This is a genomic window from Bradyrhizobium sp. USDA 4452, from assembly GCF_054063575.1.
The window spans coordinates 7,722,558-7,744,836 of the sequence record NZ_JBSSGK010000001.1 but is presented as its reverse complement, the minus strand read 5'-3'; the positions used below and the strand labels follow the sequence as shown (position 1 = coordinate 7,744,836).

Annotated in this window: 24 protein-coding genes and 1 pseudogene; 9 read left to right on the top strand and 16 right to left on the bottom strand. The window is 65.0% G+C overall.

Going from position 1 to position 22,279, the window contains the following annotated elements; translation table 11 throughout:
* Positions 1 to 87: 87 nt before the first annotated feature.
* The gene (locus tag ACVISU_RS36480) at positions 88 to 1,053 is read left to right on the top strand and encodes a DMT family transporter (RefSeq protein ID WP_456710189.1); all 966 of its coding nucleotides are present in this window, start codon (positions 88 to 90) and stop codon (positions 1,051 to 1,053) included.
* Between the two features lie 9 nt (positions 1,054 to 1,062).
* On the opposite strand, the gene ACVISU_RS36475 is transcribed toward ACVISU_RS36480, so the two are convergent.
* Genes ACVISU_RS36475 through purC form a run of 5 tightly spaced genes read right to left on the bottom strand, consistent with a single transcriptional unit; the run spans position 1,063 to position 4,369 of the window.
* Positions 1,063 to 2,043 (bottom strand): tripartite tricarboxylate transporter substrate-binding protein, encoded by a 981-nt coding sequence (locus ACVISU_RS36475; RefSeq protein WP_456710188.1) that lies wholly within the window; start codon positions 2,041 to 2,043, stop codon positions 1,063 to 1,065.
* A 5-nt stretch (positions 2,044 to 2,048) separates the two neighbouring features.
* Positions 2,049 to 2,750 (bottom strand): phosphoribosylformylglycinamidine synthase subunit PurQ, encoded by a 702-nt coding sequence (gene purQ / locus ACVISU_RS36470; RefSeq protein WP_050402013.1) that lies wholly within the window; start codon positions 2,748 to 2,750, stop codon positions 2,049 to 2,051.
* A 4-nt stretch (positions 2,751 to 2,754) separates the two neighbouring features.
* Entirely contained in the window at positions 2,755 to 3,291 is a 537-nt protein-coding gene (locus tag ACVISU_RS36465) for a hypothetical protein (RefSeq protein ID WP_456710187.1), read from the bottom strand.
* Between the two features lie 52 nt (positions 3,292 to 3,343).
* Positions 3,344 to 3,586: a phosphoribosylformylglycinamidine synthase subunit PurS gene (gene purS / locus ACVISU_RS36460; protein WP_050402015.1), complete on the bottom strand. Its 243-nt coding sequence runs from the start codon at positions 3,584 to 3,586 to the stop codon at positions 3,344 to 3,346.
* A 15-nt stretch (positions 3,587 to 3,601) separates the two neighbouring features.
* The gene (gene purC / locus ACVISU_RS36455) at positions 3,602 to 4,369 is read right to left on the bottom strand and encodes a phosphoribosylaminoimidazolesuccinocarboxamide synthase (protein WP_016843454.1); all 768 of its coding nucleotides are present in this window, start codon (positions 4,367 to 4,369) and stop codon (positions 3,602 to 3,604) included.
* Positions 4,370 to 4,716: 347 nt separating this feature from the next.
* Here purC and ACVISU_RS36450 point away from each other — a divergent pair, with 347 nt between their 5' ends.
* The gene (locus tag ACVISU_RS36450) at positions 4,717 to 5,040 is read left to right on the top strand and encodes a DUF1476 domain-containing protein (RefSeq protein ID WP_050402016.1); all 324 of its coding nucleotides are present in this window, start codon (positions 4,717 to 4,719) and stop codon (positions 5,038 to 5,040) included.
* Positions 5,041 to 5,087: 47 nt separating this feature from the next.
* Here ACVISU_RS36450 and ACVISU_RS36445 read toward each other — a convergent pair whose 3' ends face one another.
* On the bottom strand, positions 5,088 to 6,032 hold the full coding sequence (locus tag ACVISU_RS36445) for a LysR family transcriptional regulator (protein WP_456710186.1): 945 nt from the start codon (positions 6,030 to 6,032) through the stop codon (positions 5,088 to 5,090).
* Between the two features lie 112 nt (positions 6,033 to 6,144).
* Here ACVISU_RS36445 and ACVISU_RS36440 point away from each other — a divergent pair, with 112 nt between their 5' ends.
* From ACVISU_RS36440 to ACVISU_RS36430, 3 genes are all read left to right on the top strand, one after another.
* Positions 6,145 to 6,972, top strand: a complete 828-nt coding sequence (locus tag ACVISU_RS36440; RefSeq protein WP_456710185.1) for an isocitrate lyase/PEP mutase family protein — start codon at positions 6,145 to 6,147, stop codon at positions 6,970 to 6,972.
* A 188-nt stretch (positions 6,973 to 7,160) separates the two neighbouring features.
* Complete coding sequence (locus tag ACVISU_RS36435) at positions 7,161 to 7,466, top strand: hypothetical protein (RefSeq protein ID WP_456710184.1); 306 nt, start codon at positions 7,161 to 7,163, stop codon at positions 7,464 to 7,466.
* Positions 7,415 to 8,593, top strand: a complete 1,179-nt coding sequence (locus ACVISU_RS36430) for a lyase family protein (protein WP_456710979.1) — start codon at positions 7,415 to 7,417, stop codon at positions 8,591 to 8,593. The genes ACVISU_RS36435 and ACVISU_RS36430 overlap by 52 nt, the downstream gene beginning before the upstream one ends.
* A gap of 61 nt (positions 8,594 to 8,654) precedes the next feature.
* Here ACVISU_RS36430 and cynS read toward each other — a convergent pair whose 3' ends face one another.
* The 7 genes from cynS to ACVISU_RS36395 form a co-directional block, all read right to left on the bottom strand.
* Positions 8,655 to 9,137: a cyanase gene (gene cynS / locus ACVISU_RS36425; protein ID WP_050402019.1), complete on the bottom strand. Its 483-nt coding sequence runs from the start codon at positions 9,135 to 9,137 to the stop codon at positions 8,655 to 8,657.
* Positions 9,138 to 9,155: 18 nt separating this feature from the next.
* A complete protein-coding gene (locus ACVISU_RS36420; protein ID WP_456710183.1) occupies positions 9,156 to 10,067 on the bottom strand; it encodes an ABC transporter ATP-binding protein in 912 nt (303 codons plus the stop codon).
* A 2-nt stretch (positions 10,068 to 10,069) separates the two neighbouring features.
* Positions 10,070 to 10,909, bottom strand: a complete 840-nt coding sequence (ntrB, locus tag ACVISU_RS36415) for a nitrate ABC transporter permease (RefSeq protein ID WP_456710182.1) — start codon at positions 10,907 to 10,909, stop codon at positions 10,070 to 10,072.
* 85 nt (positions 10,910 to 10,994) lie between these two features.
* Positions 10,995 to 12,386, bottom strand: a complete 1,392-nt coding sequence (locus tag ACVISU_RS36410; RefSeq protein WP_456710181.1) for a CmpA/NrtA family ABC transporter substrate-binding protein — start codon at positions 12,384 to 12,386, stop codon at positions 10,995 to 10,997.
* Between the two features lie 106 nt (positions 12,387 to 12,492).
* Positions 12,493 to 13,371 (bottom strand): sulfurtransferase, encoded by an 879-nt coding sequence (locus ACVISU_RS36405; protein WP_050402023.1) that lies wholly within the window; start codon positions 13,369 to 13,371, stop codon positions 12,493 to 12,495.
* A gap of 46 nt (positions 13,372 to 13,417) precedes the next feature.
* Entirely contained in the window at positions 13,418 to 14,545 is a 1,128-nt protein-coding gene (locus tag ACVISU_RS36400) for an acyl-CoA dehydrogenase family protein (RefSeq protein WP_456710180.1), read from the bottom strand.
* A 36-nt stretch (positions 14,546 to 14,581) separates the two neighbouring features.
* Positions 14,582 to 15,124 (bottom strand): OsmC family protein, encoded by a 543-nt coding sequence (locus tag ACVISU_RS36395; protein WP_050402025.1) that lies wholly within the window; start codon positions 15,122 to 15,124, stop codon positions 14,582 to 14,584.
* A gap of 267 nt (positions 15,125 to 15,391) precedes the next feature.
* Here ACVISU_RS36395 and ACVISU_RS36390 point away from each other — a divergent pair, with 267 nt between their 5' ends.
* Complete coding sequence (locus ACVISU_RS36390; protein WP_050402063.1) at positions 15,392 to 16,051, top strand: TetR/AcrR family transcriptional regulator; 660 nt, start codon at positions 15,392 to 15,394, stop codon at positions 16,049 to 16,051.
* A 16-nt stretch (positions 16,052 to 16,067) separates the two neighbouring features.
* Here ACVISU_RS36390 and ACVISU_RS36385 read toward each other — a convergent pair whose 3' ends face one another.
* On the bottom strand, positions 16,068 to 16,886 hold the full coding sequence (locus ACVISU_RS36385; protein ID WP_456710179.1) for an aminoglycoside N(3)-acetyltransferase: 819 nt from the start codon (positions 16,884 to 16,886) through the stop codon (positions 16,068 to 16,070).
* A gap of 375 nt (positions 16,887 to 17,261) precedes the next feature.
* On the opposite strand from ACVISU_RS36385, the pseudogene ACVISU_RS36380 reads away from it, so the two are divergent.
* Positions 17,262 to 18,471, top strand: a pseudogene (locus ACVISU_RS36380) (diguanylate cyclase).
* A gap of 18 nt (positions 18,472 to 18,489) precedes the next feature.
* Here the strand turns inward: ACVISU_RS36380 and ACVISU_RS36375 are convergent.
* Positions 18,490 to 19,218 carry an SDR family oxidoreductase gene (locus ACVISU_RS36375; RefSeq protein WP_050402064.1) on the bottom strand — a complete coding sequence of 243 codons (729 nt, stop codon included), beginning with the start codon at positions 19,216 to 19,218 and terminating at the stop codon, positions 18,490 to 18,492.
* 102 nt (positions 19,219 to 19,320) lie between these two features.
* Positions 19,321 to 20,211, bottom strand: a complete 891-nt coding sequence (locus tag ACVISU_RS36370; RefSeq protein ID WP_050402027.1) for a LysR family transcriptional regulator — start codon at positions 20,209 to 20,211, stop codon at positions 19,321 to 19,323.
* 143 nt (positions 20,212 to 20,354) lie between these two features.
* On the opposite strand from ACVISU_RS36370, the gene ACVISU_RS36365 reads away from it, so the two are divergent.
* Together ACVISU_RS36365 and ACVISU_RS36360 are read left to right on the top strand one after the other, a co-directional pair.
* Complete coding sequence (locus tag ACVISU_RS36365; RefSeq protein ID WP_456710178.1) at positions 20,355 to 20,816, top strand: PACE efflux transporter; 462 nt, start codon at positions 20,355 to 20,357, stop codon at positions 20,814 to 20,816.
* Positions 20,817 to 21,045: 229 nt separating this feature from the next.
* The gene (locus ACVISU_RS36360) at positions 21,046 to 22,269 is read left to right on the top strand and encodes an ABC transporter substrate-binding protein (RefSeq protein ID WP_456710177.1); all 1,224 of its coding nucleotides are present in this window, start codon (positions 21,046 to 21,048) and stop codon (positions 22,267 to 22,269) included.
* Positions 22,270 to 22,279 lie beyond the last annotated feature (10 nt).

Below are 22,279 nucleotides of genomic sequence, written 5' to 3'. Positions count from 1 at the left end.
GCTTCTGAACCGCTCCCCCTAGCCTTGCAGCGCAAGGCCAAGTTAGATTGCTGCTTCGCGCGCCAACGCGCGGGGAGCCACATCAAGGTGCCGAAGAGCACAGCGAATCCCGCGATCACGCCTACTCCGTCCACGTCAGCGCCCGGCGCGCGCGGCTGGCGCGACTATGCACTGCTGCTCGCGCTGGCCTGCTGCTGGAGCTCGACCTATCCGCTGACCAAGATCGGGCTCGGCTCGATTCCGCCGGTCACCTTCATCTCGGCGCGCTCGCTGGTCGCAGCCCTCTTCCTGCTCGTGGTGCTGCGGATCCGCGGCATCCGCATCCCGACCGATATCAAGGCCTGGAAGCTGTTCGCCTTCCAGCAGACCATCAACTCGACGATCCCGTTCCTGGTGATCACCTGGGCGCAGCTTTACGTGCCGGCTTCCAACACCGTGGTGCTGGCCTCGACGACGCCGATCTTCGCCTTCCTGATCACCTGGGCGATCACCCGGCACGAGCCCGCCTCGCTGCTCAAATTCGTCGGCGCGATCCTCGGCCTCGCCGGCACGGTCGCGATCATCGGCCTCGACGCGCTGTCGGGCTTCGGCAGGGAGATTGTCGCCGAGATCGCGATCCTGCTCGCCACCGTCTCGTTCGCCTGTGCCACGATCTTCGGGCTTCGCCTCTCCGACTATGACCCCATGGTGGTCGCCGCCGGCTCGCTGCTGTTCGGCGGCACCGTGCTGCTGCCGGTCGCCCTGATCGTCGACCATCCCTGGACGCTGCACCCGACGCCACAAGCGCTGGTCGCCACCGTCACCATGGGCATCTTCTCCAGCGCATTCGGCCTGATGCTGTTCTACATGTGCCTGACGCGGCTCGGCACGCTCACGACCAATGCGCAGGGCTATTTGCGGATTCCGATCGGCGTCGCGCTGTCGGTAATTCTGCTCGGGGAATCCGTGCCGTCGAACCTCGCGCTGGGGCTCGTGCTGGTCATGTTCGGCGTCGCCGCGATGACGGTGCCCGCCGACGCCGTGAAGCGCTGGCTAAGCCGATTGCGGAGATAGTCTCGCCGGCTACTTCTTGTCGTCAGCGAGCAGCGCGCGATACTTCGCGACGTCGCGGGTCACGAGTTGCTGCAGCGCCTCGGGCGCGAGCTCGTTGGCGTCGGGGGCGACGGTCGACAGGTCGAGGAAGCGCTTCTTCACCGCCTCGCTCGCAACCGCGGTGCGCGCGGCCGCGTTGAGCTTGGCGATGATCTCGGGCGGAGTGCCCTTCGGTGCGAACAGGCCGTTCCAGCCTTGCGCCTCGAACTCGGGCAGGCCTGCCTCAACCGAGGTCGGCAAGTCCGGCAGCGAGGCGAGCCGCACGGTCGAGCCGACCACGACCGCCTTCACCAATTTGTCGTCGATCGCCTGCGACACCGAGGCCGCGGCATCGCAGACGCCGTCGATCTGGCTGCCGATCGCGTCCGTCAGCGCGAGCGCCGCGCCGCGATAGCCGACCAGCTGCACGTCGATCCCGGCGGCATGCACGAAGCTCTTGCAGATCAAATAATTCGATGAGCCGACGCCGGCATGGCCGAGATTGACCTTGCCCGGATTCTTCCTGGCGTAGTCGATGAATTCCCTGAGGTCCTTGGCCGGAAAATCCTTGCGCAGCGCAACGATGCCGAAAGTTTTCGCCACGACGGCGATCGGCGCGAAGGAATCAGGCGTGAACGACAGTTTCGGATAGATGGTGTAAGTCGCGGCGTTGGTGCCGGCATTGCCGATCGCGATCGTGTAGCCGTCCGGCTCGGCGCGCGCGGCGCGGGTCAGCGCGGTCGAGCCGCCGGCGCCGCCGACATTCTCGATGATGATGGACTGGCCGAGCGCCGCGCTCATCTGGTCGGCGACCGCGCGGGCGATCACGTCCGAGGTGCCGCCGGCCGTGAACGGCACGATCATCGTGATCGGACGCTTCGGAAAGTCCAGCTTCGAGGTATCCTGGGCGCGCGCAGCCGCCGCAAGCAGCAGAAATGCGGCTGCCGCTGCGGCAAGGCACCTTCCAAACATGATGGTTACGCCGCCTTCTCGAACTGCTGGACCAGCCCTGCGAACAGGCCGCGGCCGTCGGTGCAGCCCATGATCTCTTCGACGTGGTTTTCCGGATGCGGCATCATGCCGAGCACGTTGCCGCGCTCGTTGACGATGCCGGCGATCGAATGCGCAGCACCGTTGAAATTGGAGGCCTCGTCGACCACGCCCTCGGGCGAGCAGTAGCGGTAGAGCACCCGCCCCTCGCCCTCGAGGCGCTTCAGCGTCTCCTCGTCCGCCTCGTAGTTGCCCTCGCCATGCGCCACCGGTACGCGGATCACCTGACCGGCATTGTAGCCGCGGGTGAACGGCGTGTCGGAGCGCTCGACCTTCATATGCACGTCGCGGCAGACGAATTTCAGCCCGGCATTGCGCATCAAGACGCCCGGCAACAGCCCGGACTCGCAGAGGATCTGGAAGCCGTTGCAGACGCCGAGCACGAGGCCGCCCTTGGCGGCGAAGTCGCGCACCGCGTCCATGACAGGCGCGCGGGCCGCGATCGCGCCGCAGCGCAGATAGTCGCCATAGGAGAAGCCGCCGGGTACCACCACGAGATCGGTGCCTTGCGGCAGCGCGGTCTCGGCGTGCCAAACCATCGCGGTCTCATTGCCGGATGCAAGCTTGAGCGCGCGCGCCATGTCGCGCTCGCGATTGATGCCGGGGAAGACGAGGACGGCTGATTTCATTGCATCACCTGGATTTGGGCGCCAGCACGAGCTTGGCTGCGGCGGCAAACTTTGCGTAATTATCGTTGCTGGCCTTTTCGTCACGCGCCGAGCTGATCAGGCTGGCGGAGCCTTGTCCGCCGAGCAACAAGCCGCTGACCTGATACTCGCTTGCGCCGTCGGCCGTCACGGTCAGGCGCCGCGCCTTGAACATCCGTGGCCCCGCCGTGCCCTTGTCGCCGTCGACGCCGAGCAGCGTGATGCGCTGCCCCGGCGTCCGCTGCTCCAGCGCCTTGATGATCTGCTCCTGCCCCGCACGGAACTGGTCGAGCGTCATCTGCTTTCCGCCGGTGTAATACCGGTAGCTCACCTTGGAGCCCGCGCCGCAGGACGCTTGGGCGCAGCGGAACATGTGCATATCGGAGCCGCGGCGCTCGTAGCTCCATCCGCTGACCGTGAACGGCGGCGCCGGCGTCGTGGCGGATGGCGGTGCCGATTGAGCCGAAGTCGCGCCGATTCCAGCCGCCGTCAGCAAGCCGGCCATCAGCGCCCGGACGAACACTCGGTCACTGCGAAAAGTGGCGGGAGCGGCTATCATCATTTGGCGCGCCCGGTCAGCCCAGAACCTCGACCCGATAATTCTCGATCACGGTGTTCGCCAGCAGCTTGTCCGCGGCGGCCTTCAGCGCGGCCTCCGCCTTGGCCTTGTCGGTCGCAGCGAGCTCGATGTCGAACACCTTGCCCTGGCGAACGCTGGCGATGCCGTCGACGCCGAGCGATTTCAGCGCGCCCTCGATCGCCTTGCCCTGCGGATCGAGGATGCCCGACTTCAATGTCACAGTCACACGTGCTTTCACGGTCGCCCCTTGAGCTTAGCTCTTCACCAGCACCGGACCGCTGCCGGCCGGCCGCTCGTTTTCAATCAGAATGCCGAGCCGCTTCGCAACTTCGGTATAGGCCTCGAGCAGGCCACCCAGATCCCGGCGGAAACGGTCCTTGTCGAGCTTCTCGTTCGACTTGATGTCCCACAGACGGCAGGAATCCGGCGAGATCTCGTCGGCGACGATGATCCGCATCATCTCGTTCTCGAACAGCCGCCCGCACTCCATCTTGAAGTCGACGAGGCGGATGCCGATGCCGAGGAAGAGGCCGGTCAGGAAGTCGTTGACGCGGATGGCCAGCGCCATGATGTCGTCGATCTCCTGCGGCGTGGCCCAGCCGAAAGCGGTAATGTGCTCTTCCGACACCATGGGGTCGTTGAGCTGGTCGTTCTTGTAATAGAACTCGATGATCGAGCGCGGCAGCTGGGTGCCCTCCTCGATCCCGAGCCGCTGCGACAGCGAGCCGGCGGCGACGTTCCGCACCACCACCTCGAGCGGCACGATCTCGACCTCGCGAATCAGCTGCTCGCGCATGTTGAGGCGGCGGATGAAGTGGGTCGGCACCCCGATGTCGTTGAGGTGCTGAAACAGGTACTCCGAGATCCGGTTGTTGAGGACGCCCTTGCCCTCGATCACCTGGTGTTTCTTGGCGTTGAACGCGGTCGCGTCGTCCTTGAAGTGCTGGATCAGGGTTCCCGGCTCGGGGCCTTCGTAAAGCACCTTGGCCTTGCCTTCATAAATACGGCGTCGACGGCTCATTGGGATGTACCGTGTTTTGTTGAAATCCATGGATTTGGGTGCTCCGGATGACTTGGGGTTACGACCCACGACGGAGCTGCCGCGGAGGCCTGGAACCTGGGCAATCCAACTGGAAACAGAACAAGAACCATGCCTGTTGGCAACCTATCCGATTGGCCCATCCAGCACAATCGATAGTGCCCCCTTCAGGGCACTTATACCGCCCTATCAAAAAGGCCCGATTCCGCCTGTTCTGCCTGCGGCTTAACGGCTCGTTGTCTTGCCGATTCCTCCCACTTATCTAGGCAGGCATCGGGGCTGCCGCAACGAGCTGGAGCCCGCCATTCAGCAGGAATTGGAACTTCGGCATGAACGAATTCGACAAGCGCGAGGAAGGTTTCGAGAAGAAGTTCGCCCTCGACGAGGAGCAGAAGTTCAAGGCCGAAGCGCGCCGGAACAAGCTGCTCGGCCTGTGGGCCGCCGAGAAGCTCGGCATCGCCGGCGACGCCGCCAATGCCTACGCCAAGGAGGTGGTGGCCGCCGATTTCGAGGAAGCCGGCGACAATGACGTGCTGCACAAGGTGCTGAGGGACCTCACCGCCAAGGGCCAGGCCACCACCGAGCGCGACGTTCGCGCCAAGATGGACGAACTGCTGGCGGTGGCGGCAGCGCAGGTGAAGGCGGGGACGTAAGCCGGGAACCTGAGCTCTCGCGCCCCCTGAGCTCCAATTCGACATTCTTACGCGCGCCGGACACCGTTCCGGCGCGACGTGTTTGGGACTCTCGTTTTGGTGAAGTCAGCCCGGATGATGTCGAGCAGACGGCGCGACGCGGCGCTGAGAAAGCCGCCATGCCGCGTCACCGCGACGACCTCATGGCTGGCGGTGAGATTGCCGACGCGGATCGTCGCGATCGAGCCGGCGCGCAGCTCCTCCGCCGCATTGCTCTGTGAAAGCAGCGCGATCCCGAGTCCGGCCTCGACCAGCCGCTTCTGCGCCGTGAGGCTGTCGACCGGCGTCCAGGCGACCTCGCCGAGCCCGTGCGTCAGGAACAGCGCGAACACGTGCGAAGCAGTTATCTCGCGCCGTCCGGGCACCTCGGGAAATGCGATCCAGCGCTCGTCCCTGAGATCGGCGAGTTTGCCGACCCGGCGTCCCGCCAGCGGATGGTCCGGCGCGCAGACCACCCCAAGCGGCTCGGCGAACAGCACCTCGCAATCGAGTTCGCCGGAGCGATCGCGGTCGTAGCGCAACCCGATGGTCGCTTCGCCGCGCCGGATCAGATCGCTGACCTCGGCACTGGTCGCGGTGCGCAGCGTCAGCGCGACATCCGGATGCCGGCGCGCAAAACGCTTCAGCACCTTCGAGAGCCGCTCGCCCGCAAGGGTGCCGGTCACAGCCAACGCCACGGGACCTGAATTGTCACGCAGCAGCGCGCGCACCGCATTCTCGGCATCCTGCGCCGCCGCCACCGCGCGTTCGGCATAGGGCACCATCACCCGCCCCGCATCGCTCAATCTGGTCTTGCCTGCGATGCGCTCGAACAACGGCACGCCGAGTTCCTGCTCGAGCAGCGCGATACGCCGCGAGATCGCCGGCTGCGAGCGGTGCAGCGCCTTCGCGGCATTCGAGATTCCGCCGCGGCGATGCACCACCAGGAACGTATTGAGCGCGTCACTGTCCACCCCTCGCCTCATGCAAAAAGCTGATGATATCGAAAGAAATAACAAATTTGGCTGATAGCCGAAACCGCCCTATCGCTGGGCCAGTCGCATTTTTCAATCATCAGGAGTTCACATGCGCACCCAGGCAGACAAGGCAGCACGGTTTCGCGAACTGCATCAGCGTCCCGGCGCCTTCATCATCCCGAATCCCTGGGATGCCGGCACGGCAAAGCTGCTCGCGGCGATGGGTTTCGAGGCGCTCGCGACCACCAGCCTCGGGCTCGCCAACACGCTCGGCAGCGCAACCGTCAGCGTCGATGCCATCATCGAGAACTGCCGGGTGATCGCCGAGGCCACCGACCTGCCCGTCAACTCCGATCTGGAAAATTGTGGCGCGGACGATCCGAAGACCGCGGCAAAGGCGATCACCCGCGCCGCCGAGGCCGGCGTCGTCGGCGGCTCGATCGAGGATTCGACCGGCAACCCGCAGCATCCGATCTACGACTTCTCGCTCGCGGTCGAGCGGGTTCAGGCCGCCGTCGAAGCGGCGCGGGCGCTGTCGTTCCCGTTCACGCTGACCGCGCGCGCGGAGAACTTCCTGCACGGCCGCAAGGATCTCGACGACACCATCAAGCGGCTGCAGGCGTTCGAGGCCGCCGGCGCCGACGTGCTGTATTCTCCGGGCTTGTACGACATCGGCACCATCAGGACCGTGGTGTCGGCCGTGAAGCGGCCATTCAATCTCGTGATGGGCTTTGCCGATCCGACCTTGACCGTCGAGCAATTGTCCGCCGCCGGCGTCAAGCGCATCAGCGTCGGCGGCGCGATGGAGCGGCACGCGCTAGCCGCGTTCCTGCGCTGTGCCCGCGAGATGAAGGACCAGGGCGCGTTCAGCTTCGTGCGCGACATGGCGCCGGTGAAGGAGGTGCGCGAGGCATTTGCTGCGGCGAAAGGCGAGTAGCGGGTGGGACGTCCTGTCCCGCACCCGGGAATGCCGGCGCCGCCCCGGGATTGCCTGAGGCGGCGTATCCACTGATCTGGTATGGTGGCGCCAACACCGCAAGTCCGGCCAAGGTGCTACCAGACCTGACGATTCATGACAGGTCGCGACTTGCAGCCAGCCTCAGGCAATGCCAAGAGAGCGGGATCATGTCCCAGGATCACATTTCCAACGTTCTCGCTGAACGTTACGCCTCACCCGCCATGCGCGCCATCTGGAGTGGCGAGGGCGAGGTTCGCCTCGAACGCGACTACTGGATCGCCGTGCTGAGGGGCCAGCGCGATCTCGGCATTCCGGTTCCGGACGGCGTGATCGAAAGCTACGAGCGCGTCAAGGACCAGATCAACCTGGCCTCCATCATGCAGCGCGAGAGCGCGTCACCCGCCACGACGTCAAGGCGCGCATCGAGGAGTTCTGCGATCTGGCCGGCCATGAGCACCTGCACAAGGGCATGACCAGCCGCGACCTCACCGAGAACGTCGAACAATTGCAGGTCTACCGCGCGTTGCAGCTGGTCGAGACCAAGAGCATCGCGGCGCTGATTCGGTTTGCGAAGCGCGCGGAGCAGTTGCGCGACATCCCGTTCACCGCGCGCACCCACAACGTCGCCGCGCAGGTCACGACGCTCGGCAAGCGCATCGCCATGTCAGGCGAAGAGATGCTGCTGGCGCATCAGAGCCTGGTCCATGTGCTGCAGACCTACCCCGCCCGCGGCCTGAAGGGCGCCGTCGGCACCCGCCTCGACCAGATCACGCTGTTCAATGGCGACGCCGGCAAGGCGCGCGCGCTCGAGCAGCGCATCCTCGTTCACCTCGGCCTGCCCAAAGCGCTCGATGCCGTGGGCCAGGTCTATCCGCGCAGCCTCGATTTCCGTGCGGTCAGCGTCCTCACCGAGCTCGCCAGCGGTCCCGGCAACTTCGCCAAGACCATCCGCCTGATGGCGGGCCATGAGCTTGCCAGCGAAGGCTTTGCCAAGGGCCAGGTCGGCTCGTCGGCGATGCCGCACAAGATGAACAGCCGCTCCTGCGAGCGCATCAACGGCCTGCATGTGATCCTGAAGGGCTATCTCGCGATGGCCGCGGGGCTCGCCGGCGATCAGTGGAACGAGGGCGACGTGTCCTGCTCCGTGGTCCGCCGCGTCATGCTGCCCGACGCCTTCCTCGCAATGGATGGCCTGCTCGAGACCTTGCTCACCGTGCTCGACCAGATGGAGGTGTTCGAAGCCGTCGTCGCCACCGAGCTCAACCGCTATCTGCCCTTCCTGCTGACCACCACGGTCATGATGGAAGCGGTGAAGAAGGGCGCCGGCCGCGAAGGCGCGCATGAGGCGATCAAGGAGCACGCCGTCGCGGCCATCGGCGACCTGCGCACCGGCAAGATCGTGCAGAACGATCTGCTGCAGCGTCTCGCCGCCGACAAGCGTCTTGGCCTCAGCGAAGCCGAATTGCAGCTCGTGCTCGCGCAGGGTCGCGCCAACTCGGGCGACGCTGGCGCCCAGGTCGATCACTTCGCCGAGCAGGTCGAGGCGCTGGCCCGGGCCAAGCCGGAAGCGGCGAGCTACGCGCCGGGCACGATCCTGTGACGTCATTCGCCATTCGCGAGTAGCGATTCGATTCGCTACTCGCCATTCGCGCCCCCTCCCCTCACTCTTCCTTGAAGCCGTATTCCGGCACGTTGCCGCTGGCGCCGTAATATTTGTACGGCAGGAACTTGCCCGACATCGTGATCTTGACGCGGTCGCCTTTTGGATTCGGCAGGCGCTCCATCACCATGTCGAAGTCGATCGCCGACATGATGCCGTCGCCATATTCTTCCTCGATCAGCGCCTTCCAGGCCGGACCGTTGACCATCACGAGTTCGTAGAACCGGTAGATCAGGGGATCGGTCGGCGGCATCGGCATGCCGCGCATCGGCGTTTCGTTCAGCATCGCGATTTCCGACTTCGACAGCCCGAACAACTCGCCGGCATTGGCCGCCTGCGGCTTTGTCAGCTTCATTTGGCCGAGGATCGCGCCGACGATCAGGACCTCTGAGTAGCCGCCGATCCTCTCGCAGATGTGCTTCCAGCTCCAGCCCTTCTCGCGCTTGATGTCGAGCAGCTTTTCGGTGAGGTCTTCGCGTTTCATGAGGCTTCCTCCTTGGGCTCAGCGCGCAACGCTCTGCGCGGGATTGGGTTCGACGACGCGCGGCGGCGAGACGATCGTGGGCTCGCCGACGCCGGGCCGCACCGTTGGCACGTGGCGCGGATCGTGACCGGTCACCTCGGCGGCAAAGCTCTTGCTGCGGCTGACCAGGAAATCGACGATATGGTTGCGCAGCGCATAGTAATAGGGATGGCGGTGCAGGTCGATGCGGCCGGGCTCCTTCGGCAGCGGGTTCTCGACGATCTCGGCCAGCACAGCGCCGGGGCCGTTGGTCATCAGGAAGATCTTGTCGGCGAGGAAGATAGCCTCGTCGACGTCATGGGTGATCATGAAGGTGGTCTGCCCGGTCTCCAGGCAGATCCGCCGTACCTCGTCCTGCAAGGTGCCGCGGGTCAGCGCGTCCAGCGCCGAGAACGGCTCGTCCATCAGCATGATCTTCGGGGTGATCGACAGCGCCCGCGCAATGCCGACGCGCTGCTTCATGCCGCCCGACAGCTCCGATGGGTGCTTGTGCTCGGAGCCGGTCAGCCCGACGAGATCGATGAATCTCTGCGCGTGGGCCCTGACCCGGGCGCGATCCCATTTGCGCCATTTCGAGCTCACGGCATAAGCGACGTTGCCGAGCACCGTGCGCCACGGCAGCAGCGCATGGCTCTGGAAGATCACGGCGCGGTCGAGGCTGGTACCTTCGATGCCCTGCCCGTCGACGATGACGGTTCCTTCGCTCGGCTCGTCGAGCCCGGCGAGGATGTTCAGCACCGTGGTCTTGCCGCAGCCGGAATGCCCGATCACGCAGCCGAACTCGCCGCGCGCCATCGACAGCCAGAAGTTCTCGAACACCGTGGTGGTACCGCCGCCCGCGCCGGGATAACGGCGCGCGATGCCCTCGATGGAAATGAACCTGTCAGTCATCGCTACTCCGGAAACGTCACCATGCGCGTGAAGCGCGCCAGCACCTGGTCGAGCAGCATGCCGACGAGGCCGATCAGAAGGATCGCGATGATCACATTGGTGATCGACAGGTTGTTCCACTCGTTCCAGACGAAATAGCCGATGCCGGTGCCGCCAACGAGCATCTCGGCGGCGACGATCACGAGCCAGGCGATCCCGATCGAGATCCGCATGCCCGTGAGGATCGTCGGCGCCGCCGCCGGCAGGATCACGGTGAAGGCGCGCCTGACGGTGCCGACCTCGAGCGTGCGCGCGACGTTGATCCACTCCTTGCGCACGCCGGCGACACCGAAGGCGGTGTTGAGCAGCATCGGCCACACCGAGCAGATGAAGATGACGAAAATCGCCGATATCGAGGAGTCCTTGATGGTGTAGAGCGCCAGCGGCATCCAGGCCAGCGGCGAGATCGGCTTCAACACCTGGATGAACGGATCGAGCGCCCTACTGATCAAGGGCGACATGCCGATCATGAAGCCGAGCGGGATCGCGACGATGACGGCGATCAGATAGCCGAGCCCGACGCGCCCGATCGAATAGGCGAGCTGGATGCCGAGCCCCTTGTCGTTCGGCCCATTGTCGTAGAACGGCCGCTTCAGATGCTCCCAAAGCTTGGCGCCGACATCGAGCGGCCCGGGCATCGCGGACTTGCCTTGGGTTGCGGTCAGCCCCATCAGTTTTGCATATTCGGGAGTCATATTGGCCGTCGCCCCCGTGCTGCGGGTCGCAAGATGCCAGGCGCCGAGAAAGGCAACGAGCAGCGCGATGGAGACGATGGCAGCGCGGAGGCGGAGTGAGAGTGTCATGCGCGCTCCCTCAACCCGTCGTCCCGGCGCAGGCCGGGACCCATACGCCGTGCCGTATCGTCGAGCATGCGGGGAGCCACGCCCCTCACGACGACTTCCTGATCTTGAAGCTCGCCAGATAATCGTCGGGCTTGGCCGGATCGAAGTTCTTGCCCATCACCGAGAACGACTTGTACGAGGCGGCGGGCGGCGCGAGCCTCATCTCGGCCATCACCTTCTTGGTGTCGGTCGCGAGATAGACCTGTTCGGCGACCGCGTGATAGTCGACGTCGCCCTTGATCTGACCCCAGCGCTTCATCTGCGTCAGCATCCACACCGCAAAGGACTGCCAGGGGAACGGATCGAAGTCGACACGCTTCGGATCGGTCTTCACGCCGCCGAGGCCGTCGGCATAGGTGCCGGTCAAAACCTGCTCCAGCACCGTCACCGGCGCGTTGATGTAGTTGGCCGGCGCGATCGCTTCCGCGATCTGCTTGCGGTTCTCGGCCTTCGATGCATAGCCGGTGGCATCGACGATCGCCCGCGTCAGCGCCGCGAACGAGTTCGGCGCCGTCGTGATGAACTCGCGGCTGGCGGCAAAGCTGCAGCAGGGATGGCCGTCCCAGATCTCCTTGGACAGGATGTGCAGGAAACCGACGCCGTCATAGATCGCGCGCTGGCAGATGTTGTCGGGCGCGAGGAAGCCGTCGATGTTGTCGGCACGCAGATTGGCGACCATCTCCGGCGGCGGCACCGAGCGGAGCTGCACGTCGGTATCCGGATCGAGGCCGTGCTCGGCGAGATAGTAGCGTAGCAGGTAATTGTGCATGGAGTAGTCGAACGGAATGGCGAACTTCATGCCCTTCCAGTCCTTCGGATCGCGCTTGTCCTTGTGCTTGATGGCAAGCGTGATGCCCTGCCCGTTGATGTTCTCGATCGCGGGCACCGTGAACGGAATGGCGTTGGCACCAAGCCCGAGCGAGATCGCGATCGGCATCGGTGCCAGCATGTGGGCTGCGTCATATTCCTTGTTGATGGTCTTGTCGCGAATGACCGCCCAGCCGGCGGTCTTCACCACCTCGACGTTGAGGCCCTGCTTGGCATAGAAGCCGAGTGGCGCGGCCATAATGATCGGGGTCGCGCAGGTGATCGGGATGAAGCCGACCTTGAGATCCTTCTTCTCCGGTGTTCCGGCGTCGGCGAACGCCTCCGTCGCCGTCTTCAGCGGGAAGAACTCCGACAGCGCGGCGAGCGCGGTCGCGGCACCGACCGATTTCAGGAAGGCGCGGCGCGCAATGTCTTGCGGAAACACCGCCCGCATTACCGCCGACGCGACGATGCCTTCGTACCGCTTCTCCTCGCTAACGCCGGCCACCGGTTCACAGCGCCACGTACGTGCGGACTGATCGTGCCCGGCCGTCGAGCGATGCTGGCCGCAGGCGCAGCCGGACCGCGTGAGCGCGCGATCGGCATCGAAGGGATCGTCAAAGGTGGACATGCTGCGCCCCATTGTCGCACCGAAACGGGGAGAGCTCCGCGATCCGGTTCATTGATCGGCGTCCGGCCGCGCTTTGCGCCGCCGGACGCCGACAAACATGCAGGTTCTATGCCGCCTTGCCCGTGACGACGGCCGCGGTCGGCAAGCCCTCATCGATCGGCAGCGAGGGGTCGCGCGACCATTCGTTCCAGGAGCCGAAGTACATCCGCACGTCCTTCACGCCGGCGTTCTTCAGCGCCAGGAAGGTGTTCGAGGCGCGCGCGCCCTTGAAGCAGTACAGATAGACCGGCGTGGTCTGCGAGATGCCGACGGTCGCACACTCCGCCAGGATTTCGTCCTTCGACTTGAAGCGTGGGCCCTCGGCGGTCGGCTTCATCATCCGGTACCATTCGAGCCACACCGCGCCGGGGATGCGGCCCTTGCGCGGGCAGAAATCCTTCCCATAAGGAGACGAGCTTTCGCCGATCCATTCGTCGACGTCGCGGACGTCGAGGATCGCGACGCCGGGCTTGCCGACCGCCGCCAGCATCGCCTTGGCGTCGATCATGATGTCGCCGGCCTCCGGCACGATCGCAAAGGAGGCCTTCGGCGGCACCGCAACGTCGGTGGTCACGGGAAGGTCGGCCGCCTTCCAGGCATCGAAGCCGCCATGCAGCACCTTCACCTTGGGATAGCCGAGCATCGTCAGCAAATAGTAGCCGCGGCAGGACTGGCCGAAGCCGGAATTCATCGATTGCTCGTAGATCACGGCGGTCTCCTTGCCGGATAGACCGGCGGCGCCGAAGGCATCGGCGAACTTGGTCTTCAGTTCGTGGATGCCCTCCGGCGTCGAGGTCGCCAGGAACGTGAAGATGTCATGCACATTGACGGCACCGGGCAAATGGCCGCCCGCATAGGCGTCCGGATTCCGCGTGTCGATGATGACACACGGCTCTTTCTTGACGAGCTCGGCAAGTTCGCCGGCGGTGATCAGAACGTCCGTCATGGCTCTCTCCTGTTCGTGGTTGCAGTCGTGGTGGTCCCGAACTCGTTCAGCCGTCCGCCAGCATCTTGCGCAGCTGCTTGGTGGCGGGCGTGACGATGGCGACGAAATAGGCTTCGCGCAGCCTTCGCTGGGCGCGGTGGCTCATCAGGTAGCCGCGCGCACCGCAATGGAGCATCGCCGCATGCGCGAACGCGACGCTGGCATCGCCGATCCGCAGGCGCAGCGCGACGACACGTCGCCAGTAGCTGTCGTCGGTGTTGTAGGGATCGCTGGCCAGCGTCATCGCCTCCTTCTCGAACTCGGCAAGAAGCTCGCGGAACTGCAGCGGCTGCTGCGGCAGATAGCGGTTGACGTGACCGAGCGGCGCATGGACTTCGTCCATGATGTTGATGCAATCCTTCATCAGGCCGAGGCCCATGCCGGCCTGCAGCAGGATGAAGCCGGCACGGATCTTCCTGACGAACGGTGCAGCCGGTTCGGCCAGGATCAACTCGTCAGGCACGAACACGTCGCGGAACTGGACGCCGTAGGTGCCGGTGCCGTCCATCGCCAGGAACGGCTTGCACGGCGTCAGCGTGATCGCGGGATCGGCGCAGTCGGCGAGGAACATGACCGTGCCACCCGGCTCGCCTTTGTTGCCCTCGTCCTCGCGCTCGAAGATCGTGCCGAAGTAGTGGTCGGGGCCGAGATTGGACACCCAGGGCAGCGCGCCGCGGACGATGTAGCCGCCATCGACCTTGCGGCCCTTCAGCTTCAGCCGCTCGATACCGAAGAAGCTCTTCATCGGGTTGGAGAGCCCGGTGCCGCCGAGCGCACGCCCGCTGGAGAAGCAGTTGCCGAAGCGCGCGGCGAGCTTCACATTGGTGGAATTGGCGACGTACCAGACCAGCGTGTTCTGGCACCACGCCATGAAGGCGGTGGCGCCGCAGACCTCGCCGAGCGCGGCCATCGACTGGATCGCCCAGCGGAGGTCGGCAGGCCCCTCCTGCGGCACGTGGCTGCTCCACGCACCGACCTTGCCGAGCCGGCGGAGGAATTCGCCGGGATAGACCGAGCCGGCATCGATCGCGGATGCGAGCGGTGCCAGCTCCTGACGGGCGAGACGCGCGACCTCGTCGGTGATGGTCGGTGCGGGATCTTGAGCTGCGACCCGCGATAAAGCCAGTGAACCCATGGTTGGTCTCCGCACCTTGAATTGCCGATCGAGCGTTTACGCGCTGACCTCGAGATTGACGGGACGGGTGAAGGTGTTGGCGACCGGCGACCACTTCTTCACATGCGCCACGAGCGCGTCGATCTCGTCCTGCGCGACGCCCTCGCATTCCATGTCGACCTTGACGCGGACATCGGTGAAGCCGACCGGCTTCTCGCTGACGTCGCCGGTGCCCCACACTGCGGTGATGTTGAGATCGCCCTCCAGCTCGAGCTCGAGCTTGTTGACGATCCAGCCGCGATGCACCGCGTTGGCGTGCAGGCCGACCGCAAGGCAGGAGCCGAGCGCGGCGAGCGAGGCCTCCGACGGATTGGGCGCGGTGTCGTCGCCGAGCAAGCCCGGCGGCTCGTCGACGATGTAGGGCGCGAGGTTTCGGATGTAGTTGGCGTGACGGAACTTGCCCTCGGCCACCGTTCTGCACTTCAAGGTCTTGATCACCTTCGGGTTGGCCTTGCCGTTGGCAATCAGCTGCTCGAGCCCGCCTCTGTCGATCGGCGCGAGGCAGCCGGTCAGTGCGGTTTTTTGAGCGACAGCGGTCATCAGTTTTCTCCCTGGGAGCGATGGATTTGGTCAGGATACCGAACGGTCTGTTTCCTGCACGAAGCGTGCCAGTCCTCCGCCAGATCAAAAGGTGAAATCGCGCAGCCGGTTAGCCCTGCCTGCCTACGGATTGATCAGGGCGCGGCTGCTCAAACGCGGTGCATCTGCCGCGCTGCCGCGATTACTTTGAGCGCAGGACGGCGCACATGCCCGCCCCCGTGAAGATGCGACTTGATGATTTCACCGCGCTCCGATTTACTGCCGCGCATGGCCAAAACGATTGCGAAGAAAAAACCTGCCGCCGCGTTCGCCGCCGGCGACGACGAGTCCGCACGCGGGCGCCTCTTGAGTGCGGCGACGCATCTGTTCTGCAAGAACGGCATCAACGCCACCGGCATCGATGCGATCATCGACGAGGCCGGCACCGCCAAAACCACGCTCTACAAATTGTTCGGCTCGAAGACCAACCTCGTGCATGCCGTGCTGGAGAGCGAAGGCCGGCAATGGCGCGAATGGTTCATCGGCGCAATCGAGGCCGGCGGCGGCGATCCGCAGACCAAGCTGGCGCGGATCTTCCCTGCCCTGAAGAGCTGGTTTGCTGAGGAGCGCTTCTACGGCTGTCCCTTCATCAACGCGGTCGCCGAGCACGACAAGGACGCCAAGCAGTTCCGCAACATCGCACTGAAGCACAAGAAGGTGGTGCTGGCGCATATCGAGAAGCTCGCCAGCGAGATGGGCGCGGCTGAGCCGGCGGTGCTCGCGCACCAGCTCGCGCTGTTGATCGACGGCGCCATCGTCGCCGCCATGGTGTCATGCGATCCGACCGTTGCCGATACCGCGGGTCTTGCCGCAAGCAATCTGTTCGCGCCGGCCAGGCTGAAGAAGGCGAAGCGCGCGGGCCGCGCGGACGAACTCATGGCAGTCTAGGCGCCGCGCGCCCGTTTCATCTGAACGGAAATGGCTGCGCGGCCATGATCCCGGCGGCCGCGTCGACGATGCGCGGCAACGACATCAGATGACAGGTGGCGGCGCCGACGCTGCCGCTCCGAACCAGCCCCTGCCGGAGCAATTGCGCGCCGATCTCCGGAAAGCCGTCCGGATATGCCGCAGCAACGTCGAACCGAACCCAGCGGCGCTCGCCGTCGACGACCATGGGTGAGCCTTCCGCGATGCGCGGCAAGCCCGGCCACGCCCGTTGCTCGGCCAAGTGGAACGCGGTGCAGGCATCGAAGCCGGCGCCAAGCAGCAGGATCCGCGCGGACGATCGGTAGAGATATCCGAGCGGCCCCTCGTCACCGAACGGCGCACCGAGCGGCTGCTGCGCGGTGATCTTCTCCGCCTCGGGACCGAGTGCGGCAAACGAGCAGGTCGGATGCTGGCTCCGTTGTGCGCTTGGCCAGGTCCGGAACAGCTCGGCGACGGCGCCCATGTCGCGGGTCGGCGTCGTGCGCGGGTCGAAGGCAGGCAAATTCGCGCGGATCGTCTCGATCCATTCTTGCGGGACAGCCGGGGCGCGCCAATTGGCGGGGTCGCTGAGTTGCGATGATTGCGCGGGCATCACCAGCGTGCCGGCGTCGGTGACCGCGCCGAGCAACGCACGCACCACGGCTTCCGAGCCGCCGGCCACCCAACCAAGCCTGCTCATAGCGCAATGGGCCAGAAGCGTCTCGCCCGGCTGCACGCCGAGGCGACGCAGATCACGGATGAGGCTGTCCCGGGTGCGCGGCTCGCTGCTTGCAGCGACGAGGTTATGTTCTGTCATCTGAATCGTATCGGCGTCGTGCCAGCCATCAACCGGTAGAACTGGCCGCCGAACGCCGCGACGCCAGGCGCATTGCAGATTGCCGGCACCCGTTCCGGAGTGCCCGGCAGGCGAGATGTCGCGCCTGCCCGGTCAACTCATAGGATCACCGCGATATCACCGCAACACGCGACCGCTGCCGGTCGAAAATTAACCGCTGGCCGAAGGGATCGGCGCGGCCAACGGCCGCATCGCAGCCTCCGGCATCGGTATTCAGCGGCGCGATCGCCCGCCGGATTTACCTGTCGTCAATCACACCGCGCGATCCGCCGCGGCCTTAAACGCCTGTTAGCTCCGGCCGGGTCAGTTGCGACGTGAAAATACGAGGCAAGAACAATGCAGTCCGAAACAGGACGATACAGCCAGCCGCGCTGGGGCGTGACGCGCTGGCTCGCCGATGCGGGTCCGGGCGTGCCCGATGACATCCGCGCGGCGCTGATCGGGGATCTCTATGGCTCGCTGCCGGTGTTCGCGGCCGGCGCGGTCAATACGGTCGCAGTCGCAGCCGTGATTGCGATCCGCGAGCCGACCGCGCCGTTCATTACCTGGGTCGTCCTCGAACTCGTCATCTGCCTCTCGCGACTGGCGGTGCTCGTGGCTGCGCATCGCGCGGCACGCGAAGGGCGGCCGACGCCGACCGATCTCCACCTCGTCCTTGCGGTCGCCTGGAGCGCGAGCGTCGGCTTCGGCATGCTGATCAGCCTTGCAAGCGGCGATTGGGTGGTTGCGATGCTGGCCTCGCTGTCTGCGGCGGCGATGGTCGGCGGCATCTGCTTCCGCAACTTCAGCGCCCCGCGCCTTGCCGGAACCATGATCCTGCACAGCCTCGGGCCGATCGTGCCCGGCGCGGCGCTGGGCGGCGAGCCGCTGCTGTTCATCGTATTCCTGCAGGTGCCGATGTATCTCGCGGCGATGACGGTCGCGGCCTTTCGCCTCAACAAGATGCTGATCGCGACCATGCGCGCCGAGCGCGAGAACGGCCACCTTGCCCATCACGACACCCTGACCGGCCTGCGCAATCGCGCCGGTTTCGTCGCCGCGCTGAACACGAAGCTGGCGGCTCCGGCCGGACATCGCAAGCCGTTCGCGCTGCTATTCCTCGACCTCGACGATTTCAAGCCGATCAACGACACCTATGGCCATGCGGCCGGCGACCAGGTGCTGATGCTGGCCGCCGAGCGGCTGCGGCGCGCGCTGCCCGAGACCGCGGTGATCGCACGGCGATGAATTCGTGGTGCTGGCGAACGGCGCCGGCGCCGAGCAGGCGCTCGGGATCGGCCAGCGCATCATCCAGGCTGTCACGTTGCCCTACCGGCTGGCCGACGGCACCTTCGCAAAGGTCGGCGTCAGCGTTGGTGTCGCCGTATCGCCCGAGCACGGCACTGAGGCCGAGGAGCTCCTGGCCGTTGCCGATGCCGCGCTGTACGAGGCGAAATCCGACGGCAAGGCACAGTGCCGCCTCGCCTCCGTCGCCACCAACGTTGCGGCCCTGCGCCGGCTGACGAAAAAAGACTCCACGCCGGCGTTCGATCGCGGCGCCGCCTGAGGCGGCAGGAACGCTCCGCTACAGATCGAAATTCGTCGGCAGCATCACGACGTCGCGGATCGTCATGCCGCGCGGCCGGGTCAGCATGAACATCACGACCTCGGCGACCTCGCTCGCCTCCAGCAGGCTGCCCGCCGCCTTGGCCTCCGCGAGCTTCTCCGCCGGCCAGTCCGCGAGTAGTGCGCTGATCACCGGCCCGGGCGAGACCGAGCCGACGCGAATGCCGTGCCTGAACACCTGGCGCCGCACCGTCTGCACGAAGCAGTTGATCGCCCATTTCGACGAGGCATAGACCGGCTCCCACGGCGTCGGGAAATGCGCGGCGAGCGAGCTCGTCACGATGATGTCGCCGGTCCCGCGCGCGATCATGTGCGGCAGCACGTCATGCACGTTCTTCATCACGACGTTGACGTTGAGATTCAGCATCCGGTCGATCGCGCTGCTATCGGCGTCGACGAGATCGCCGCCGACGTAGATTCCCGCATTGGCGTGCAGGATGTCGAGCTGGCCGGCTTGTTCGAGGATCTTTGGCAGAAGCGTCGCGCAGGCCTTCGGATCAAGCAGGTCGATGACCAGCGGGATCACCGCATCGCCGTGCCTGCCGGCAATCGCTTGCAGCGCGGCCGCGTCACGGTCGACCATCACCACGTGCGCACCGGCGGCCAGCATCGCCTCGCTGCTTGCAAGTCCGATGCCCGACGCCGCCCCGGTCACGGCTGCGACCTTGCCTTCCAACTGCTTCGCCATCGTCTCCACCCTGTCCAGTCAGTGCAACGCGCATGGCAACACATCGCCGTCGAGCTGTCAGCTCCCATGGGGCGAGCGACGTTGTCCGACGCGCCCGTCCCGTCACATCCGGAGCATCGGCGGTCGCGTGGCGAAGCGGCGGCGCAGCCATTTCGCCGCCGGCCCCGCCGGCCGCTGCTTGTGCCAGACCACTTCGAGCGCAACGGGATGCGCGCCCTCGTCGAACTCCAGTTCGGGAATGGCGAGGTCCTCGGCCACCGGCGAACTCGCCATGATGTGCGCCGGGATCAGCGCCCAGCCGACGCCCTGCTTGAGGATCTGCAGGATCACCCAGTGGCTCTCGACCCACCACACCTCGGCTGCGACACGCAGCCGGTGCCGCTCGGTGCCTTCGTTACGCACCGTGACCATGATCTGGCGATGCCGCTTCAGCTCCTCCCAATCCACTCTTCCATGCGCCAGCGGATGGTTCTTGCCGCAGACGAGCTGCAGCGGCACCCAGCCGATGGTCTTGAAGCCGAGCTCGGGCGGCAGCTGCTCCTGCCGCCACATCACGCCGACATCGGCCTTGCCGTCGAGTACGAGGCGGCTGACGTCCTCCATGATCGGAAACAGCAGTTCCAGCTCGACATGGGGAAAACGCCCGGCGAATTCCGCGAACAGCTCCCCGACCGCGCTCTCCGGATAGAGTTCGTCGATCGCCACCACCAGGCGCTTCTCGACATGCGCCTCGAAACTGCTGGCAACACCGATCAGATGCTCGCGGCGATCGAGGATCAATTTCGCTTCCGGCAATAGCCGGGCGCCCGCTTCGGTCAGCACCGGATTACGACCGGCCCGGTCGAACAGTGCAATCCCGAGGTCCGTCTCCAGATTGGCGACGTGGGTGCTGACAGCCGATTGCGCCTTCTTCAGCAGCCGCGCCGCACCGGAGAACGAGCCCTGCTCGGCCGCCGCCACGAAGGATTCGAGCTGGTCCATGGAGACGGCCATCTATCGCTTTTCCAGATATTACCTAACTTTCTTATCCCACAATATCAGATAGAAATCCGGTCACAACGACGAAAGCGTTTTCAAGCGAAGCGGATACCCGTTCGCGTGAAGAAAACGCGTCAAACAAGAATAAGGGGTTTCAAATGTCCATGCGTTCCTTCTCCGACCGGATCAGGCACGCAGTCCTGTTCGAACTGATCGGTATCGCCATCTTCACGCCGGCAGCCGCGTGGCTGTTCAATCAGCCGGTCGCCCATATGGGCGTCATCGGCGTCGTCTCCGCGACGGTGGCGACGATCTGGAACTTGCTGTTCAACCTCGGCTTCGACCACGCGCTGGTCCGCGTCACCGGCCGTGTCGCCAAGACGGTGCCGATCCGTGTCGCACACGCGATGCTGTTCGAGGCCGGCCTGATCGTGCTGCTGATCCCGTTCGTCGCCTGGTATCTCGGCGTCTCGCTGTGGGCCGCGCTGATGATGGATATCTCAATCGTCGCGTTCTATCTGGTCTACGCGTTCGTCTTCAACATCGCGTACGATCGCGTGTTTCCGCTGCGCGAGTTCCGCACGCGCGATGGCGCGGCGAGCCGGGCCCTGGCGGCTTGATCAATCTTGGCGTCCGGCGCGGCGGATCATTCGATCTGCCGCGCCGGGCCCTGACACCGCGCGAATATTTCCGGCAATAGCGACTGCACACAAGTTCCGCCGCACATCACTCCTAGACTGGTTTGATCCGGCTCGGAGGCTGTGAAATGCTTTGAGCCGACATGCCCGTCAGAGGCTGCCAAACGGCCAATAATGCCAAACGGCCAACAACAAGAAACGGAGGATGACAATGCCAAGGAACCGTTCACCCCAGCTCACTCGTCGTGATCTCATCAAGGGCACCGCCGCGTCGGCGACGCTGCTGCTCGGCACGCCTGCCATCGCCAAAGGCAAGACCGAGATCGTGATCGGCAACATCGACGCCTATTCGGGACCGGCCGCGGTCTATTCGTCGATCGGCCGCACGCCCGGCGGCTATTTCAAGATGATCAACGAGCAAGGCGGCATCAACGGCCGCATGATCAAATACATCACCTATGACGACGGCTACAGCCCGGCCAAAACGGTGGAACAGGCGCGCAAGCTGGTTGAAGGCGACGAGATCGACGTGCTGTTCGCGCCGCTCGGTGCGCCGACCAATGCCGCGATCATGAAATACATGAACCAGAAGAAGGTCCCGCACCTCTTCATCGCCTCGGGCGCCACCAAGTTCGGCGACTACAAGAATTTCCCCTACACCATGGGCTTCCAGCCCTGCTACCAGATCGAAGGGCGAGCCTTCGCGCAGCACGTCCTGTCGACACAGACCGATCCCAAGATCGGCATCGTCTACCAGAACGACGATTTCGGACGCGACGTGCTGAAGGGTTTCAAGGACGGCCTCGGCGCCAAGACGTCCGCGATCGTGGCCGAGCTGTCCTACGAGACGGCGGATCCAACCATCGACAGCCAGGTGGTCCGCTGCAAATCCGCCGGCGCCAACGTGTTCATGAGCATGACCACGCCGAAATTCGCGGCGCAAGGCATCAAGAAGATCGCCGAGCTCGGCTGGCAGCCGGCGCACTACATCGGCAACAACGCCTCCTCCGCCGGCTCGACGCTGAAGGCCGCCGGCTTCGGCGAGTCCAAGGGCATCATCTCGAGTGCCTATTTGAAGGATCCCGTCGACGCGGCCTGGGACAACGATCCCGCGATCCAGAAATGGCGCGCATTCCTCGACAAATACGATCCGGCGGCCGCCAGGAACGACATCTACGCGGTCACCGGCTATCTCACCAGCCAGATCCTGGTTCAGGTGCTCAAGCAGTGCGGCGACGACGTCTCGTCGGAAAGTATCATCAAGCAGGCGGCGAACCTCAGGGATGTCGAATCCGACATGCTGCTGCCGGGCATCAAGATCAACACCTCGCCGACCGACTACTATCCGCTCGAGCAATTGCAACTGACGCGCTTCAGCGGCGAACGCTACGAGCCGCTGGGACCCGTCATCGACGGCGGCATCTCGAAGGCTTGATCGCAATCGA

Bases quoted from the DNA above. Each gene is read 5' to 3' on its own strand.
- ACVISU_RS36370 (WP_050402027.1), bottom strand. From the start codon at position 20,211: ATGGCCGTCTCCATGGACCAGCTCGAATCCTTCGTGGCGGCGGCCGAG.
- purC (WP_016843454.1), bottom strand. From the start codon at position 4,369: ATGAGCCGTCGACGCCGTATTTATGAAGGCAAGGCCAAGGTGCTTTAC.
- ACVISU_RS36475 (WP_456710188.1), bottom strand. From the start codon at position 2,043: ATGTTTGGAAGGTGCCTTGCCGCAGCGGCAGCCGCATTTCTGCTGCTT.
- ACVISU_RS36400 (WP_456710180.1), bottom strand. From the start codon at position 14,545: ATGGGTTCACTGGCTTTATCGCGGGTCGCAGCTCAAGATCCCGCACCG.
- ACVISU_RS36450 (WP_050402016.1), top strand. From the start codon at position 4,717: ATGAACGAATTCGACAAGCGCGAGGAAGGTTTCGAGAAGAAGTTCGCC.
- ACVISU_RS36365 (WP_456710178.1), top strand. From the start codon at position 20,355: ATGTCCATGCGTTCCTTCTCCGACCGGATCAGGCACGCAGTCCTGTTC.
- ACVISU_RS36385 (WP_456710179.1), bottom strand. From the start codon at position 16,886: ATGACAGAACATAACCTCGTCGCTGCAAGCAGCGAGCCGCGCACCCGG.
- ntrB (WP_456710182.1), bottom strand. From the start codon at position 10,909: ATGACACTCTCACTCCGCCTCCGCGCTGCCATCGTCTCCATCGCGCTG.
- ACVISU_RS36440 (WP_456710185.1), top strand. From the start codon at position 6,145: ATGCGCACCCAGGCAGACAAGGCAGCACGGTTTCGCGAACTGCATCAG.
- ACVISU_RS36405 (WP_050402023.1), bottom strand. From the start codon at position 13,371: ATGACGGACGTTCTGATCACCGCCGGCGAACTTGCCGAGCTCGTCAAG.
- purQ (WP_050402013.1), bottom strand. From the start codon at position 2,750: ATGAAATCAGCCGTCCTCGTCTTCCCCGGCATCAATCGCGAGCGCGAC.
- ACVISU_RS36410 (WP_456710181.1), bottom strand. From the start codon at position 12,386: ATGTCCACCTTTGACGATCCCTTCGATGCCGATCGCGCGCTCACGCGG.
- ACVISU_RS36390 (WP_050402063.1), top strand. From the start codon at position 15,392: ATGGCCAAAACGATTGCGAAGAAAAAACCTGCCGCCGCGTTCGCCGCC.
- cynS (WP_050402019.1), bottom strand. From the start codon at position 9,137: ATGAAACGCGAAGACCTCACCGAAAAGCTGCTCGACATCAAGCGCGAG.
- ACVISU_RS36375 (WP_050402064.1), bottom strand. From the start codon at position 19,218: ATGGCGAAGCAGTTGGAAGGCAAGGTCGCAGCCGTGACCGGGGCGGCG.
- ACVISU_RS36435 (WP_456710184.1), top strand. From the start codon at position 7,161: ATGTCCCAGGATCACATTTCCAACGTTCTCGCTGAACGTTACGCCTCA.
- ACVISU_RS36360 (WP_456710177.1), top strand. From the start codon at position 21,046: ATGCCAAGGAACCGTTCACCCCAGCTCACTCGTCGTGATCTCATCAAG.
- ACVISU_RS36395 (WP_050402025.1), bottom strand. From the start codon at position 15,124: ATGACCGCTGTCGCTCAAAAAACCGCACTGACCGGCTGCCTCGCGCCG.
- ACVISU_RS36420 (WP_456710183.1), bottom strand. From the start codon at position 10,067: ATGACTGACAGGTTCATTTCCATCGAGGGCATCGCGCGCCGTTATCCC.